The sequence below is a fragment of the Enterobacter sp. BNK-29 genome (assembly GCF_048684785.1).
GTDB lineage: Bacteria > Pseudomonadota > Gammaproteobacteria > Enterobacterales > Enterobacteriaceae > Enterobacter > Enterobacter cloacae_M.
Genome location: NZ_JBLQTU010000001.1, coordinates 3089649 through 3105511, shown reverse-complemented (window position 1 = coordinate 3105511; position 15863 = coordinate 3089649). Strand labels below are relative to the sequence as shown.

11 protein-coding genes, 1 pseudogene and 1 other annotated feature are annotated in these 15863 nt (G+C 56.6%); of the genes and pseudogenes, 4 read left to right on the top strand and 8 right to left on the bottom strand.

What is annotated here, in order from left to right:
* Positions 1-83: 83 nt before the first annotated feature.
* From htpG to ACMGGX_RS14780, 6 genes are all read right to left on the bottom strand, one after another.
* The gene (gene htpG / locus ACMGGX_RS14805) at positions 84-1958 is read right to left on the bottom strand and encodes a molecular chaperone HtpG (protein ID WP_039263967.1); all 1875 of its coding nucleotides are present in this window, start codon (positions 1956-1958) and stop codon (positions 84-86) included.
* Between the two features lie 110 nt (positions 1959-2068).
* Positions 2069-2674, bottom strand: coding sequence for a recombination mediator RecR (gene recR, locus ACMGGX_RS14800; RefSeq protein WP_008499298.1), 606 nt, complete (start codon positions 2672-2674; stop codon positions 2069-2071).
* Complete coding sequence (locus ACMGGX_RS14795; protein WP_003858972.1) at positions 2674-3006, bottom strand: YbaB/EbfC family nucleoid-associated protein; 333 nt, start codon at positions 3004-3006, stop codon at positions 2674-2676. Before ACMGGX_RS14795 ends, recR begins: the two co-directional genes overlap by 1 nt.
* 53 nt (positions 3007-3059) lie before the next feature.
* On the bottom strand, positions 3060-4988 hold the full coding sequence (gene dnaX, locus ACMGGX_RS14790) for a DNA polymerase III subunit gamma/tau (protein ID WP_348560689.1): 1929 nt from the start codon (positions 4986-4988) through the stop codon (positions 3060-3062).
* Positions 3666-3730: a sequence feature (DnaX frameshifting element), on the bottom strand. Its footprint overlaps the gene before it by 65 nt.
* An 88-nt stretch (positions 4989-5076) precedes the next feature.
* Positions 5077-5628, bottom strand: a complete 552-nt coding sequence (gene apt, locus ACMGGX_RS14785) for an adenine phosphoribosyltransferase (RefSeq protein WP_000127359.1) — start codon at positions 5626-5628, stop codon at positions 5077-5079.
* A 150-nt stretch (positions 5629-5778) separates the two neighbouring features.
* Entirely contained in the window at positions 5779-6156 is a 378-nt protein-coding gene (locus ACMGGX_RS14780; protein WP_325760494.1) for a DUF454 family protein, read from the bottom strand.
* Positions 6157-6206: 50 nt separating this feature from the next.
* On the opposite strand from ACMGGX_RS14780, the gene priC reads away from it, so the two are divergent.
* Positions 6207-6734 carry a primosomal replication protein N'' gene (gene priC, locus ACMGGX_RS14775; protein WP_033144793.1) on the top strand — a complete coding sequence of 176 codons (528 nt, stop codon included), beginning with the start codon at positions 6207-6209 and terminating at the stop codon, positions 6732-6734.
* Positions 6735-6748: 14 nt separating this feature from the next.
* Positions 6749-6917 (top strand): annotated as a pseudogene (gene rsmS / locus ACMGGX_RS14770) (pleiotropic regulatory protein RsmS); the annotation flags it as partial.
* Between the two features lie 41 nt (positions 6918-6958).
* Here the strand turns inward: rsmS and mscK are convergent.
* On the bottom strand, positions 6959-10306 hold the full coding sequence (gene mscK / locus ACMGGX_RS14765) for a mechanosensitive channel MscK (RefSeq protein WP_063439801.1): 3348 nt from the start codon (positions 10304-10306) through the stop codon (positions 6959-6961).
* Between the two features lie 113 nt (positions 10307-10419).
* Positions 10420-11073 (bottom strand): multidrug efflux transporter transcriptional repressor AcrR, encoded by a 654-nt coding sequence (acrR, locus tag ACMGGX_RS14760; RefSeq protein ID WP_023310602.1) that lies wholly within the window; start codon positions 11071-11073, stop codon positions 10420-10422.
* A gap of 141 nt (positions 11074-11214) precedes the next feature.
* On the opposite strand from acrR, the gene acrA reads away from it, so the two are divergent.
* On the top strand, positions 11215-12408 hold the full coding sequence (gene acrA, locus ACMGGX_RS14755; RefSeq protein ID WP_029741963.1) for a multidrug efflux RND transporter periplasmic adaptor subunit AcrA: 1194 nt from the start codon (positions 11215-11217) through the stop codon (positions 12406-12408).
* Between the two features lie 22 nt (positions 12409-12430).
* The gene (gene acrB, locus ACMGGX_RS14750) at positions 12431-15577 is read left to right on the top strand and encodes a multidrug efflux RND transporter permease subunit AcrB (protein WP_029741964.1); all 3147 of its coding nucleotides are present in this window, start codon (positions 12431-12433) and stop codon (positions 15575-15577) included.
* The last annotated feature ends 286 nt before the right edge of the window (positions 15578-15863 follow it).

Sequence of the window (15863 nt, the reverse complement as noted above, 5' to 3'; positions counted from 1 at the left end):
ATTATTTGGGTTAATGCGGTCTGGTGCCCTCACCCCGGCCCTCTCCCACGGGAGAGGGAGAAGACCAGGGGAGGCTTGGTCAATTACGCCAGCAGCAGCGCATTCACACGTTTAATGAACAGGTTAGGATCTTCCAGCGTGCCGCGCTCGGCCAGCAGGGACTGATCCAACAGCAGCTCAACCCACTCGGCAAAGCGGGCGTCGTCCTGGGTATCCGCCGCGCGTTTCACCAGTGGATGATCCGGATTAAGCTCAAAGATATATTTCACTTCCGGCATCGCCTGGCCCGCCGCCGCGAACAGCTTCGCCATCTGGGTGCTCATTTCGTCCGCATCGGTGGTGACAATCGCCGGGGTGTCGGTCAGACGGTGCGTGAAGCGCACCTCTTTCACGCGCTCGCCCAGCAGGGTTTTCACGCGCTCAACGAACGGCTCCAGCGCCTTCTCGGCTTCTTTCGCGCTTTCGTCAACTTCATCCGCCAGCTTGTCGATGGATTCGTCCGCTTTGGCTACGGACTGGAAGGATTTACCGTCGAACTCGGTCAGGTAGTTCATCATCCACTCGTCGATGCGGTCAGAAAGCAGCAGCACTTCGATGCCTTTCTTACGCAGCAGCTCCAGGTGCGGGCTGCTCTTCGCCGCCGCGTAGCTGTCGGCGGTGATGTAGTAGATCTTCTCCTGCCCTTCTTTCATGCGGGAGACGTACTCTTCCAGCGACACGGTCTGCGCGGAGGAGTCGGTGTGCGTAGAGGCGAAGCGCAGCAGTTTGGCGATCGTTTCAACGTTCGCGGTGTCTTCTGCCGGGCCTTCTTTCAGCACCAGGCCGAACTGTTTCCAGAAGGTCTGATATTTTTCCGCATCGTCTTTCGCCAGTTTTTCCAGCATCTGCAGCGCACGTTTGGTCAGGGCGTTGCGCAGGTTACGGGTGACGGTGCTGTCCTGCAGAATTTCACGCGAAACGTTCAGCGGCAGATCGTTGGAATCTATCAGACCGCGCACAAAGCGCAGGTAGTTCGGCATGAACTGCTCGGCGTCGTCCATGATGAACACGCGCTGCACGTACAGCTTCAGGCCGTGCTTGTGATCGCGGTTCCACATGTCCCACGGCGCCTGTGCCGGGATGTACAGCAGGCTGGTGTACTCCTGCTTACCTTCCACGCGGTTGTGGCTCCAGGTCAGCGGATCGGTAAAGTCGTGGGCGATGTGCTTGTAGAACTCGTTGTATTCGTCGTCTTTAATTTCAGACTTGTTGCGCGTCCACAGCGCCTGCGCCTTGTTGATCTTCTCCCAGGAGACCACGGTTTCACCGTCTTTCTCTTCCTGTTTTTCAATCTCAACCGGCAGCGCGATGTGATCGGAATATTTGCTGATGATGGAGCGCACGCGCCAGTCGTTCAGGAAATCGTCTTCCCCTTCGCGCAGGTGCAGGGTGATTTCGGTCCCGCGATCCGCCTTGGTGATGTCATCAACGGTGTACTCGCCTTCCCCTTTGGATTCCCACAGCACGCCGTTCTCGGCGCTGTCGCCTGCCGCACGGGTGCGCACGGTGACTTTGTCGGCCACGATAAACGCCGAGTAGAAGCCGACGCCGAACTGGCCGATGAGCTGGCTGTCTTTCGCCTGGTCAGAGCCCATGGACTCGAGGAACGCTTTGGTGCCGGATTTGGCGATGGTGCCGAGGTGGTCGATCACCTCGTCGCGGTTCATCCCGATGCCGTTATCGGCGATGGTCAGGGTGCGGTTCTCTTTATTGAACGAGACGCGCACGCGCAGCTCGCCGTCGCCTTCGTACAGGTCCGGGTTAGACAGCGCGCGGAAGCGCAGCTTGTCCGCCGCGTCCGAGGCGTTGGAAATCAGCTCACGCAGGAAAATTTCTTTGTTGGAATACAGGGAATGGATCATCAGGTGCAGAAGCTGTTTTACTTCTGACTGGAAACCACGGGTTTCTTGTCCTTTCATCTATGTCGACCTCAACAATGCCATTTAATGGGGTTTTAAAACGTTGAGTGAGAGATGGGGATAAGGGGGGAAATTTTCAAGCGGAGGCCGCGCGCGCAGCCTCCATTTGGTCAGAAAATAATCTTGTGTCGCCCGGCCAGAGAGTGCGACAGCGTGGTGCCGTCGACCATTTCCAGCTCGCCGCCCACCGGCACGCCGTGGGCGATGCGGCTGGCGTCAACGCCGTACTGCGAGCACAGTTCGGCGATGTAGTTAGCGGTTGCCTCCCCTTCCACCGTCGGGTTGGTGGCGAGGATCACCTCTTTGATGGTTTCGGACTCAAGACGCTGTTCAAGGCGGTCAAGACCGATATCATCCGGGCCAATACCGTCCAGCGGGGAGAGATGCCCCATCAGCACGAAGTAGCGGCCGGAAAACTGCCCGGTTTGTTCGATGGCGTAGATGTCCGCGGGACTCTCCACCACGCAAATCTGACCGTTTTCCTGACGACGCGGGTTCGTACAGATGTTACACACGTCCTGCTCGGTAAAGGTGCGGCAATCCGCACAGTGACCAATTTCTGACATGGCGCGGGTTAAAGCCTGCGCCAGGCGCATCCCGCCGCTGCGGTCGCGCTGCAATAGCGTAAACGCCATGCGCTGCGCCGACTTCGGGCCAACGCCCGGCAGGCAGCGCAGTGCTTCCATTAACTGCGTGAGCAGCGGACTGGTTTGCATCAGAATGGCATCTTGAAGCCAGGCGGCAGCTGCATACCGCTGGAAACAGAGGCCATTTTCTCTTTCTGAGTTTCGTCGATACGGCGAGCGGCATCGTTAAACGCGGCTGCAACCAGATCTTCCAGCATCTCTTTGTCGTCTTCGAGCAGGCTCGGGTCGATTTCCACGCGACGGCAGTTGTGCGCACCGTTGATGGTCACCTTGACCAGACCGGCACCGGACTCACCCGTGACTTCCAGCTGAGCGATCTCTTCCTGCATCTTCTGCATTTTTTCCTGCATCTGCTGAGCCTGCTTCATCAGGCCACCCAGACCGCCTTTTCCACCAAACATAGGCTTCTCTCTTTTTCACGTTTAAGGATTACAACCGTAAGTCAGACTCACGATCAAATGGGGCGAATACTCTCTTCATCCAGATCGGCGTCGAAGAACCGGCGCAGGGTCTGAATGTTGTTATCCGCAATAATCGCCTCGCGCGCCTGCGCGAGCTTTTCTTCATAAATGGCCTGGCGCCACTCGAGCGGCGTTTTCACTGCCGGATTATCATCTTCAATGATAGTCAATTCAACCGGCGCGCCCTGTAATGCGGCGAGCGCCTCCGCCAGCGCCTTTTGCGCGCCAGGGGAATTGAGGTGCCGCTGACCCGGACGCAGGTGCAAACGCACCTGATTGCCGTCCTGCTCTTTCCAGGCATTCAGCGCGACCTGCTCGACCAGCTTCGGCAGCTGGAGTTTGCTGACCTCGGCGGCCCAGGCGTCGCGGGCAATGGACTCTTCGGCAAGCTTCGCGGAAAGCTCCGGCGTTTTCTCATGCTCCAGCGCCTTTTTCAGCGCTTTCGGCGTGGCGACCTCTTCCTTCACCGTTTCAGTGATGGTGGTTGCCTTCCAGCGGTAAGCCTCTTCTTTCACCGGGGCTTTCTGCTCGAGCGCGGACGGTGCCGGACGCGACTGTACGCGCTCCGTTACCGAGGCCAGTCGTTCAAGCGCGGCGTTGTTCACCGGCCGCGCTCTTGCTGGCGCTGCCGGTTCACTCTTTTTTGGTTTGGTTACTCCCTGCGCACGCTGCAGCTGGCTGCGTGCGGCAAGCACCGAACTGGTGGCATCCGACAGCGGCACGTTTTGCTGCGGCGGCGGTGTCGGCTGCGGCGGCACCTGCTGCGGCGACATCACCGCCGTAGGGGCGACCGGCGCGAAAGACTGCCGCGGCGCTTCCGGCTCCGGCAACGGCATGCGCGGGTGGAACGCCAGCGCGCGCAGCAGCGTCATTTCAACGCCCATCCGTGGATCCGGCGCGAACGGTAACTCTTTGCGGCCAATCAGCAGCGTCTGGTAGTACAGCTGCACGTCGGCAGGCGGCACGGTGCGGGCAAGTTCACGCATCCGCTGTTCGATAGCGGCCATATCCGCGCCGATGGCGGACGGAGAAAGCTGCAGCATCGCCACGCGGTGCAGCAGGCTGAGCATCTCAACCAGCAGTCCTTCCCATTCGATACCCCGGGCAGCGGCGGCATTCACCTGCGACATCACGCGTTCGCCGTTGGCGGCGATCATCGCCTCGATAAGCGACAGCGCCTGATCGTCATCCAGCGTGCCGAGCATGGTGCTGACCGCCTCGGTGGAGAGCTTGCCGTCACCGCTGGCAATCGCCTGGTCGGTCAGGCTGAGCGCATCACGCAGGCTGCCGTCCGCCGCGCGGGCCAGCAGCTGCAGGGCGCGCGGTTCGTGGACAATTTTCTCTTCATCAAGAATGTGCGCAAGCTGCGCGCGGATCTGCTCAACGTCCAGCGCCTTCAGGTGGAACTGCAGGCAGCGCGACAGGATGGTGACCGGCAGCTTTTGCGGATCGGTGGTCGCCAGCAGGAACTTCACGTGCGCGGGCGGCTCTTCCAGCGTTTTCAGCAGGGCGTTAAAGCTGTGGCGCGACAGCATGTGCACTTCATCGATCAGGTAGACCTTGAAGCGGCCGCGCGCCGGGGCGTACTGCACGTTATCGAGCAGATCGCGGGTATCTTCCACTTTGGTGCGCGAGGCGGCGTCGATCTCGATCAGATCGACAAAACGCCCCTGCTCGATCTCGCGGCAGTTATCACATACGCCGCACGGCGTGGCGGTGATCCCGGTTTCGCAGTTGAGACCTTTTGCCAGCAAACGGGCAATAGAGGTCTTACCGACGCCGCGGGTGCCGGAGAAAAGATAGGCGTGATGGATGCGACCTAGCGACAAGCCGTTCGCCAGGGCCGTCAGCACATGTTCCTGACCGACAACGTCAGCAAAGGTTTGTGGTCGCCATTTACGGGCTAACACCTGATAACTCATGGGCAGGCTCTGCAACGCTGGAAGGTGAATTTATGGAGGGGAATGCTATCACAACCTCACCCATTGAGCGAGGTTGTGAAAACCGGGATTAATGACCCGGGAAAGGCACCAGGCTGTAGCTGGTGATGCCCTGTTTTTCCAGGCGCTGTTCACCGCCGAGATCGAACAGGTTGATGATGAATGCCGCGTCGGTCACTTCACCACCCAGACGACGGATCAGCTTCACGGTCGCTTCAATGGTACCGCCGGTTGCCAGCAGATCGTCGACCACCAGCACTTTGTCGCCAGGCTTGATCGCATCAACGTGGATCTCCAGCTGATCGGTGCCGTACTCCAGTTCATAGCTCTCAGCAATGGTTTCACGCGGCAGTTTGCGCGGCTTACGCACCGGCACAAAACCCACGCCCATCGCCAGCGCAACCGGTGCGCCAAACAGGAAGCCACGGGCTTCGGTACCTACTACTTTGGTGATCCCGGCGTTTTTATAACGCTCGACCAGCAGTTCAATGCTGAGCGCGTACGCTTTCGGGTCTTCCAGCAAGCTGGTGACATCACGGAAAAGAATGCCAGGCTTTGGATAGTCCTGGATGCTTTTGATGCTGTTTTTCAGATATTCAAGCTGCTGTGCAGTTGCGGTCATCGGTTTTGCCTAAATGAAACAGTGTTACTCACAGCGCGCAACGAGTCGGCCAAGGCAACAATTGTTTAACCTTTGACCAGGCGCACCTGTGCTCGAAAACGGTCGAATTTACTGGCTGTGCGCAATAATTGCAACAGTCATGATAAGGCTTCAGTGCTTTTGTTGCTTTTCATCAACCACGGGGATCCGCCACATGAAGATAAGCAGGCAGGAGAGGATCGCCAGCAGAAGAATACGTACCCACATCATTTTCACCAGCCATAATGAAATAGCGAAGGTGATGAGGGTCACCGCGATCGCGCGCGGCTTCGCGCCGGGTGGCATGGCCCGGTGTTTTTGCCAGTGCCGCAGATAGCCGCCAAACCATGAGCGATAGAGCAGCCAGTGGTGAAAACGCGGCGACGAGCGGGCGAAGCACCAGGCCGCCAGCAGGATAAACGGCGTGGTCGGCAGCAAAGGTAAAAATACGCCCAGCGTGCCAAGCACTACCGCGAGCCAGCCAATGATGATTAAAATAGTACGCTTCATAATGCGAATCGTTATCAAACTGAACGGCTACTTTACCACTGGAGAGCGCCTTGAAAACAGCACTGCTTCTTGAGAGGCTGCAAAATCAGCTCATTGCTCTGCGGGAGCAGGCTACACCGCTGATGGGGCACGCCACGCTGAAACCGCGCTTTGACCGGCAGCTTTTTCGTACCCGCAGCACCGTCATTCAGGATTACCTGGCGGAAGCGCAGACGAACCTCGACGAGCTTCGCCATGCGGTTGAGAGTGAACAGCAGGAACAGGTGGCGTGGCTTGCGGAGCATCTCACTGAACAGATCACCGCTCTGCATCGCGAAATAGCCGCCTGGCCGCTGCGCGCCTGGGACAGCGCCTCGCCGGGGCTCGGTAAATGGCAGCGCAAGCGGCTGGAGAACCAGGAGTTTGAGCGCCGGCTGTTTGAGATGAAGCGCGAGCGCGAGACGCGGCTGAACAACAGCGAAACGCTGGAAGAGCAGCAGCTATTGATGCGCGAGATTAGCGCGCTGGAAGGACGTATCGTCCGCTGCCGTCAGGCGCGGGATGAGATTGAGCGCGTCATAGAACGTTTGACCCGTTAACAGGAGCCACACCAATGTCGCTGGAAAATGCACCCGATGAGGTCAAGCTGGCCGTCGATTTGATTATGCTGCTGGAGAATCATGAGATCCCCGCCGAAACGGTGCTTAAGGCGCTGGAGATTGTACGGCGGGATTTTGAAGGTAAATTACCCTCACCCCGGCCCTCTCCCTGAGGGAGAGGGGGAAAATCGTTCCCTCGCCCCTGAGGGCAGAGGGAAATTAGATTATGCAGGCGTAGGATCGTCACCCTTAATGTCGCGCTTCACTTCCGTATGCTCATCACCCTTCTCGTTGCGCAGGTGAACCTCAAGCTGGTTGAAGGCGATATTAATATCGTTTTCACGGCACAAACGATCGATAGAGCGGTTAAGCTCATCCACCGTGTAGCTGCGGTCGCGCAGCTCGCGCACGTATAAACGCAGCTCGTGATCCAGCGTGCTCGGCCCAAAGGTGGTGAAGAAGACCGCCGGAGCCGGATCGTGCATCACTTTCGGATGTTCTGACGCAGCCTTGAGCAGCACCTCTTTCACCTTCTCCAGATCCGATCCATAGGCTACGCCCAGGCGGATCACCACGCGCGTCACCGTATCGGAGAGCGACCAGTTGATCAGGCGCTCGGTCACGAACGCTTTGTTCGGGATGATCACCTCTTTACGATCGAAGTCGGTGATGGTGGTGGCACGAATACGGATCTTGCTGACCGTACCGGAGAAAGTGCCGATGGTGACGGTATCGCCGATTCGTACCGGACGTTCGAACAGGATGATCAGGCCGGACACGAAGTTACCGAAGATCTCCTGCAGGCCAAAACCAAGACCGACCGAGAGGGCGGCCGCCAGCCACTGCAGTTTATCCCACGAGACGCCAAGCGAGCCAAAGACCGTCATCGCCCCGACAATAATGATCACGTAGTTGAGGATCGTGGTAATGGCGTAGGACGCCCCCTGGCGAAGATTCAGACGTGACAGGAGCAGCACTTCAAGCAGGCCTGGCAGGTTGCGAATCAGCGCCCAGGCCACCACCGACGACACCAGCGCAAACAGCAGGCTGCCCATGGTCACGCTTTTCATGACCGCCGCGCCCGCTTCGGTACCGTTGTATTGCCAGAGGGTAATACTGTCGAGATAGGCGAAAACGGTAATAAGATCGGACCAGATAGCCCAGAACATCACCGCAAACAGGGCGATCATCACCAGCATGGTGATGCGCAGCGTCTGCTGGTTAACCTGCTCCAGCGCGATAGTCGGCTCTTCCTGCGGCTCCGCGCCCTCGGCTCCTTCTTTCACCTGATGCTGACGACGCGCGATGGCACGGCGATAGGCAATGCGGCGAGCCGCCACGCTCAGGCCGCGCAGCACGGTCTGATAGAGCAAGTTCCAGACGATCACCAGATAGACCGTTTCAATCCAGCGCCCGGACAGGCGCAGCGTGGTATAGAAGTAGCCCGTTGCCGTCAGCACCATCAGCGCCAGCGGAATGATCGCCAGCACCGTCACGGTGGCCAGGCGAATATTGTGGGACTCTTTATCACGCCAGCTGTCGCGGCACATCGGCCACATCAGGATCGCAATCAGCAGCAGGTTCAACAGGATGACCAGCTGGCCCAGCACGTCATCCATCAGATGCAGCGGAGAAAGCTCAGAGACAACCGACCAGAAGTGCAGCGGCAGGAGCGCCAGGCTGATGCGCACAATCTGACGACGCCAGTGGCTGGTCAGCTGCGCTGGCATGTTGAAATGACGCACCGCCACGCCGTCTTTTTCCAGCACCTTCCAGCACACGCCAAACACCAGCCAGAACAGCGCCAGTTTTTTACTGAACGCCCACAGCAGGTCGCTGACGTTGAGCTGCATGGTGAGCAGAATCAGGCCCACGGCCAGAATAATCAGACACACCGGCAGGGCGCGGATGAGATCGATGAGAATCGCTTTTGGCGTATGGAGCTGGCTATCGTTGCGCAGCTGACCCACTTCGGAGGCCAGCTTCGCCTGATATTTTTTCAGCCAGCCCAGACGCCAGCGGATCAGACCGGCAATCAGCAGCAGCGGTAATCCCGCCAGCAGGGCAATCGTCACCGCAGGCCAGGCTTTCTCCCAGTTTACGGTGATCTTCATGCTCTTAATCTGCGTTTTCAGCGTCTCCGGGAAGGATTTAACCCAGTCCCAGTCCATCGGCTTGTTGCTGTTTACCCAGAAAATCTGCTGGGTCAGGATCTCCTGCAGACTTTTCGAGACGCTCACCAGCTGCTGCTGGTTGATTTGCAGGTTAATGGCCATCATCAGCTGGTTGCCAAGCTGTTTGTTGAGCTGGTCCAGCAGCTCGCGACGCATATCGACGACCTGGAGCAGCGCGTCGTGCACTTCCGGGTTCACGTCGCTGGAATGCCCCTCTTCAATTTTGGCGACAAAGGCATCGCTCTGGAAAAGGGCATCGCGCTGCTGGTTGACGTCAAACTGTTCCAGACGTAAATCCGCAATGCGGTTGGTCATGTCCTCCAGCTCATCGGCGGACGGGAGCGTCTGCTGCTGCTGGTAGAGAATACGCGACAGCAGGAGGCTGCCCTTCAGGACCGCAATCTGCTCTTTGATGTTGCGCTCAGCCTGCAGCGCACGATCCAGCCAGTTCTTCACTTTGATATTTTGCTGAACCAGCGAGTTGCCGTTTTCCGTCGCCAGTATCAGGCGCTGGCTAAGCTGGTGGTTGGCCTCGAGCTCCTGTTTCACCAGCGGATTCGCCTGAATGCGGGCGGTTTCGTCAGGCGATACGGCCTCCTGGGCGGTTTTTTCCGTCAGGGTCAGGCGTTTGCTGTTTACCGCCTCCTGCAACAGCTGAAGCTGGTGTTCCAGGCGGTTAATATTCGCAGTGACGTAATCACGCTGTTTCTGAAGCGTGTCCTGCAGCACCGTATTCCCTTCAAGGCTTTTACGCTGCTGTTCAATCTGTGCGTTGAGCAAGGTCTGCTGAACCAGCAGCAGGGTTTGCTGCGTCGGGCGCAGCGTGCCTTCGCCGACCGTCGTGCCGTTCAGACGGTTGCGGATCTGCTGCAGCTGCTGAGACGCGGCGTACATCGCGTTTTGCACGCGCTCGGGCTGGGTCTGCAGCGAGACAAGCTGGCTGTTATAGGTTGCGAGATCCGACTGCGCGGTTTGCAGGTCGTCGAGCAGTTGTGCGACGCGGGACTCCAGCTGGCGTAAAGAGAGCGTCGAGAGCGTCTTGCGCGTCTCGTCGTCGTTATCCACATCGCTGAGGGCATTCAGCGCGTCGGTGGCCTTACGCATGTTTTCAGGCGCCTGCGCCACCTTCTGACGAAGCTGGACGGTTTCCGCTTTGACGCGTTCAATTTTATCCAGCGTTTCCAGCGTTTCCGTCAGGTCCTGCTGGACGAGTTTATCCTGAGGGGAGAGATCTTTTTGTTTATTCAGCGTGTCGAGCTGCGACTGAACATCGCCGCGCGAGGGAATATCGTTGCTGTTATCGGCGCGGGCCCAGGTCAGCGGCGCCGTGGCGAAGAAAAACAGCATCGCAAAGAGCAATGCAAAAACAGGATGTTGCGAGCGATTGATGGGCAGCATAGTTGTGAATGATGTCAGAAGATGACCGAAAATAGTCCGGCGTGAAGAATATCACGCTCGCTGAAAGCAGAATAGCGCGAACGTTATCCTCTGAGATAAATCCTGGAAAGGGATCAGGCCGTTAGCGAAGGCGCGTCGCTGCGCAGCGTGGGGCAGAGCTGTAGCATTTCCAGTAAAATCGCCACGTAGCTGCGGGCTTCCTCTTTGAGGTCAAAGGATTGCGGCGCGAAAAGCCAGTTTTCCATCAGACCTGAAATGTAGCTGCGCATCAGGATTGCCGCCCGTCGGGTCAAAAGATTGGCCGGTAATAGTTTTGCCTGCATACAGAGGTTAAGATTCTGTTCAATACGATCATAGCTCTCCAGGCTAAGGCTGCGCTGTGCCTGCTGCACCACCGCCATCTCGCCCACGAACTCGCATTTATGAAAAATAATCTCCATCATTAATCTGCGACGTTCTTCAACTACCGTTGCTTCAAGGATATATACTAATATTTCTCTCAATACTGAGAGTGGATCGTCAGGGAATTTTGCCCGATACTCACTCTCGAGATCGCTAATGCTGGACTCTGAAAGCTCCCAGATTTCACTGAACAGATCTGACTTATCTTTAAAATGCCAGTAAATCGCTCCTCGCGTCACACCGGCAGCCTGAGCAATCTGCGCCAGCGAGGTGGATGAAACACCCTGCTGCGAGAACAAACGTATTGCTACATCCAGAATGTGTTGTCGGGTTTCCAGCGCTTGTTGTTTAGTTTTTCGTGCCATAGGTGGGTGAATTTACAGGAGTCAGATTTACATACATTTGTGAATGTATGTACCATAGCATGACGATAATATAAACGCAGCAATGGGTTTTTAGACTCAGGACCCTTGATCAATTTGAAATCGGACACTCGAGGTTTACATATGAACAAAAACAGAGGGTTAACGCCTCTGGCGGTCGTTCTGATGCTCTCAGGCAGCTTAGCGCTAACAGGATGTGACGACAAACCAGCTCAACAAGGAGCTCAGCAGGCGCCAGAAGTAGGCGTCGTGACGCTCAAATCTGAACCTCTGCAAATCACCACCGAATTACCAGGCCGTACCAATGCTTACCGCATTGCGGAAGTGCGTCCTCAGGTTAGCGGCATTATCCTGAAGCGTAACTTCACCGAAGGTGGTGATGTGAAAGCCGGTGAGTCTCTGTATCAGATTGATCCAGCAACCTATCAGGCCTCTTATGAAAGTGCGAAAGGCGACCTGGCGAAAGCACAAGCCGCAGCCAAAATTGCTCAGCTGACGTTGAACCGCTACCAAAAGCTGCTCGGTACCAAGTACATCAGCCAACAGGATTACGATACCGCTCTGGCCGATGCACAGCAGGCTAACGCGGCCGTGGTGGCAGCCAAAGCGGCCGTCGAAACCGCGCGCATTAACCTGGCCTATACCAAAGTGACCTCCCCTATCAGCGGTCGTATTGGTAAGTCTTCCGTCACGGAAGGGGCGCTGGTGCAGAACGGTCAGACCAATGCGCTGGCGACCGTGCAGCAGCTCGATCCGATCTACGTTGACGTGACGCAGTCCAGCAACGATTTCCTGCGCCTGAAACAGGAGCTGGCAAACGGCACCCTGAAACAGGAAAACGGCAAGGCCAAGGTGGAGCTGATTACCAACGACGGTATTAAGTTCCCGCAGGAAGGTACCCTGGAATTCTCTGACGTGACGGTCGACCAGACTACCGGTTCCATCACCTTACGTGCGATTTTCCCGAACCCTGACAAAAATCTGCTGCCAGGTATGTTCGTTCGCGCGCGTCTGGAAGAAGGAACGAATCCAACCGCACTTCTGGTTCCACAGCAGGGTGTGACCCGTACGCCACGCGGCGATGCGAGCGCGCTGGTTGTTGGGGCTGATGACAAAGTCGAAACGCGCAATATCACCGCCACCCAGGCGATTGGTGATAAATGGCTGGTGACGGAAGGTCTGAAAGATGGCGATCGCGTGATTGTTACTGGTTTGCAAAAAGTTCGTCCTGGCGCGCAGGTTAAAGCACAGGAAGTGAAATCTGACGATAAACAACAAGCTTCGGCCGCTGGCCAGTCAGAACAAACCAAGTCTTAACTTAAACAGGAGCCGTTAAGACATGCCTAATTTCTTTATCGATCGCCCCATATTTGCGTGGGTGATCGCCATTATCATCATGCTGGCCGGGGGACTTGCGATCCTGAAGCTGCCTGTCGCGCAATATCCAACGATTGCGCCACCGGCGGTGACAATTTCCGCAACCTACCCGGGGGCTGATGCGAAAACGGTGCAGGACACCGTTACCCAGGTTATCGAACAGAATATGAACGGTATCGATAACCTGATGTACATGTCCTCAAACAGTGACTCCACCGGTACGGTTCAGATCACCCTGACCTTCCAGTCAGGTACGGATGCTGACATTGCGCAGGTTCAGGTGCAGAACAAACTGCAGCTGGCAATGCCTTTGCTGCCGCAGGAAGTACAACAGCAGGGTGTGAGCGTCGAGAAATCGTCCAGTAGCTTCCTGATGGTTGTCGGCGTTATCAACACCAACGGCACCATGACGCAGGAGGATATTTCCGACTACGTGGGCGCCAACATGAAGGACGCCATCAGCCGTACTTCCGGCGTGGGTGACGTGCAGCTGTTCGGTTCCCAGTACGCGATGCGTATCTGGATGGATCCAAACAAGCTGAACAACTTCCAGCTGACGCCGGTTGACGTGATCAGCGCGATTAAAGCGCAGAACGCCCAGGTAGCGGCCGGTCAGTTAGGCGGTACGCCGCCGGTGAAAGGCCAGCAGCTTAACGCCTCGATCATCGCGCAGACCCGTCTGACCTCTGCCGATGAGTTCAGCAAAATTCTGCTGAAAGTGAATCAGGACGGTTCGCAGGTTCGCCTGCGCGACGTGGCGAAAGTTGAGCTGGGCGGTGAGAACTACGACATCATCGCGAAGTTTAACGGTAAACCGGCTTCCGGTCTGGGTATCAAACTGGCGACAGGCGCTAACGCCCTGGACACCGCCACGGCGATCCGCGCAGAGCTGAAGAAGATGGAACCGTTCTTCCCGTCAGGTCTGAAAATCGTTTACCCGTACGACACCACGCCGTTCGTCAAAATCTCGATTCACGAAGTGGTTAAGACGCTGGTTGAGGCGATCATCCTGGTATTCCTGGTGATGTACCTGTTCCTGCAAAACTTCCGCGCGACGCTTATCCCAACGATTGCCGTGCCGGTTGTTCTGCTCGGGACCTTTGCGATCCTGTCGATATTTGGCTACTCGATAAACACCCTGACGATGTTCGGGATGGTGCTCGCCATCGGCCTGCTGGTGGATGACGCCATCGTCGTGGTCGAGAACGTCGAGCGTGTGATGGCGGAGGAAGGTCTGCCGCCGAAGGAAGCAACCCGTAAATCAATGGGCCAGATCCAGGGCGCACTGGTCGGTATCGCGATGGTGCTGTCTGCGGTATTTATCCCGATGGCCTTCTTCGGGGGCTCTACCGGTGCGATTTACCGTCAGTTCTCTATTACCATCGTTTCCGCGATGGCGCTGTCGGTGCTGGTGGCGTTGATCCTGACACCTGCCCTGTGTGCCACCATGCTGAAGCCGATTCAGAAAGGCGGTCACGGCGAGCATAAAGGCTTCTTCGGCTGGTTTAACCGCATGTTCGATAAGAGCACGCACCACTACACCGACAGCGTGGGCAACATCCTGCGCAGCACCGGTCGTTACCTGCTGCTCTATATCATCATCGTGGTGGGCATGGCCTTCCTGTTCGTTCGTCTGCCAAGCTCGTTCCTGCCAGATGAAGACCAGGGCGTGTTCCTGACGATGGCACAGCTTCCGGCGGGCGCCTCGCAAGAGCGTACCCAGAAAGTGCTGGATGAAGTGACGGACTACTATCTCACCAAAGAGAAAGACAACGTTGAGTCCGTGTTTGCGGTTAACGGCTTTGGCTTTGCGGGTCGTGGTCAGAACACCGGTATTGCCTTCGTTTCTCTGAAAGACTGGTCTGAACGTCCGGGCGAAAAGAACAAGGTTGAAGCCATCACCGGCCGTGCAATGGGCACCTTCTCGCAGATTAAAGATGCGATGGTCTTCGCCTTTAACCTGCCAGCGATTGTTGAACTGGGTACGGCGACCGGCTTCGACTTCCAGCTGATTGACCAGGGCGGTCTGGGTCACGAAAAACTGACGCAGGCGCGTAACCAGCTGTTTGGTGAAGTCGCTAAACACCCTGACCTGCTGGTCGGCGTGCGTCCAAACGGCCTGGAAGATACGCCACAGTACAAGATCGATATCGACCAGGAGAAAGCCCAGGCGCTGGGCGTATCCATCAGTGACATCAACACCACGCTGGGCGCAGCCTGGGGCGGTAGCTACGTTAACGACTTCATCGACCGCGGTCGTGTGAAGAAAGTGTACGTGATGTCCGAGGCGCAGTACCGTATGTTGCCGAACGATATCAACAGCTGGTTCGTGCGCGGCAGCAATGGTCAGATGGTTCCGTTCTCGGCGTTCTCAACCTCACGCTGGGAATACGGTTCACCGCGTCTGGAACGCTATAACGGTCTGCCATCGATGGAGATCCTGGGTCAGGCTGCTCCGGGCCGAAGCACCGGTGAAGCCATGAACCTGATGGAAGAACTGGCAAGCAAACTGCCTGCGGGTATCGGCTATGACTGGACCGGTATGTCCTATCAGGAACGTCTGTCCGGTAACCAGGCCCCTGCCCTGTACGCCATTTCACTGATTGTGGTCTTCCTGTGCCTGGCGGCACTGTACGAGAGCTGGTCGATTCCGTTCTCCGTTATGCTGGTGGTTCCACTGGGGGTTATCGGTGCGCTGCTTGCGGCAACGTTCCGTGGACTGACCAACGACGTTTACTTCCAGGTAGGCCTGCTGACAACCATTGGCTTGTCGGCGAAGAACGCGATACTAATCGTTGAATTCGCCAAAGATCTGATGGAAAAAGAAGGCAAAGGCCTTATTGAGGCGACGCTTGAAGCGGTTCGTATGCGTCTGCGTCCAATCCTGATGACGTCGCTGGCGTTCATCCTCGGCGTACTGCCGTTGGTTATCAGCTCCGGTGCAGGCTCCGGCGCGCAGAACGCGGTAGGTACAGGCGTGATGGGCGGTATGGTTACCGCGACCGTACTGGCTATCTTCTTCGTACCGGTGTTCTTCGTGGTGGTTCGCCGCCGCTTTAGCCGCAAGAATGAAGATGTTGAACACAGTCATTCGGTAGAACCTCACTGATACCGGTTCCACATGATAAAAAGGCCGCATTAGCGGCCTTTTTCATTTTCTGAAAAAATCATAAATTACGCTTATTGTGGCTCTATTTATTTTCTGCCATCTTAAATAGACATATCATAATTAACTGATAACTTAATCGGTGAATTCAGGATTTTTTTAATTTCATTTCCCCGCTTAAGGTATTAGGAATATTCCTAATAAGAAGTTCTTGCAAAGATAAGTCTGAATCTGAACTTTTCTCATCATTTTTGCTAAGATGATGAAACGTAAGGAAGCGATAAAACCC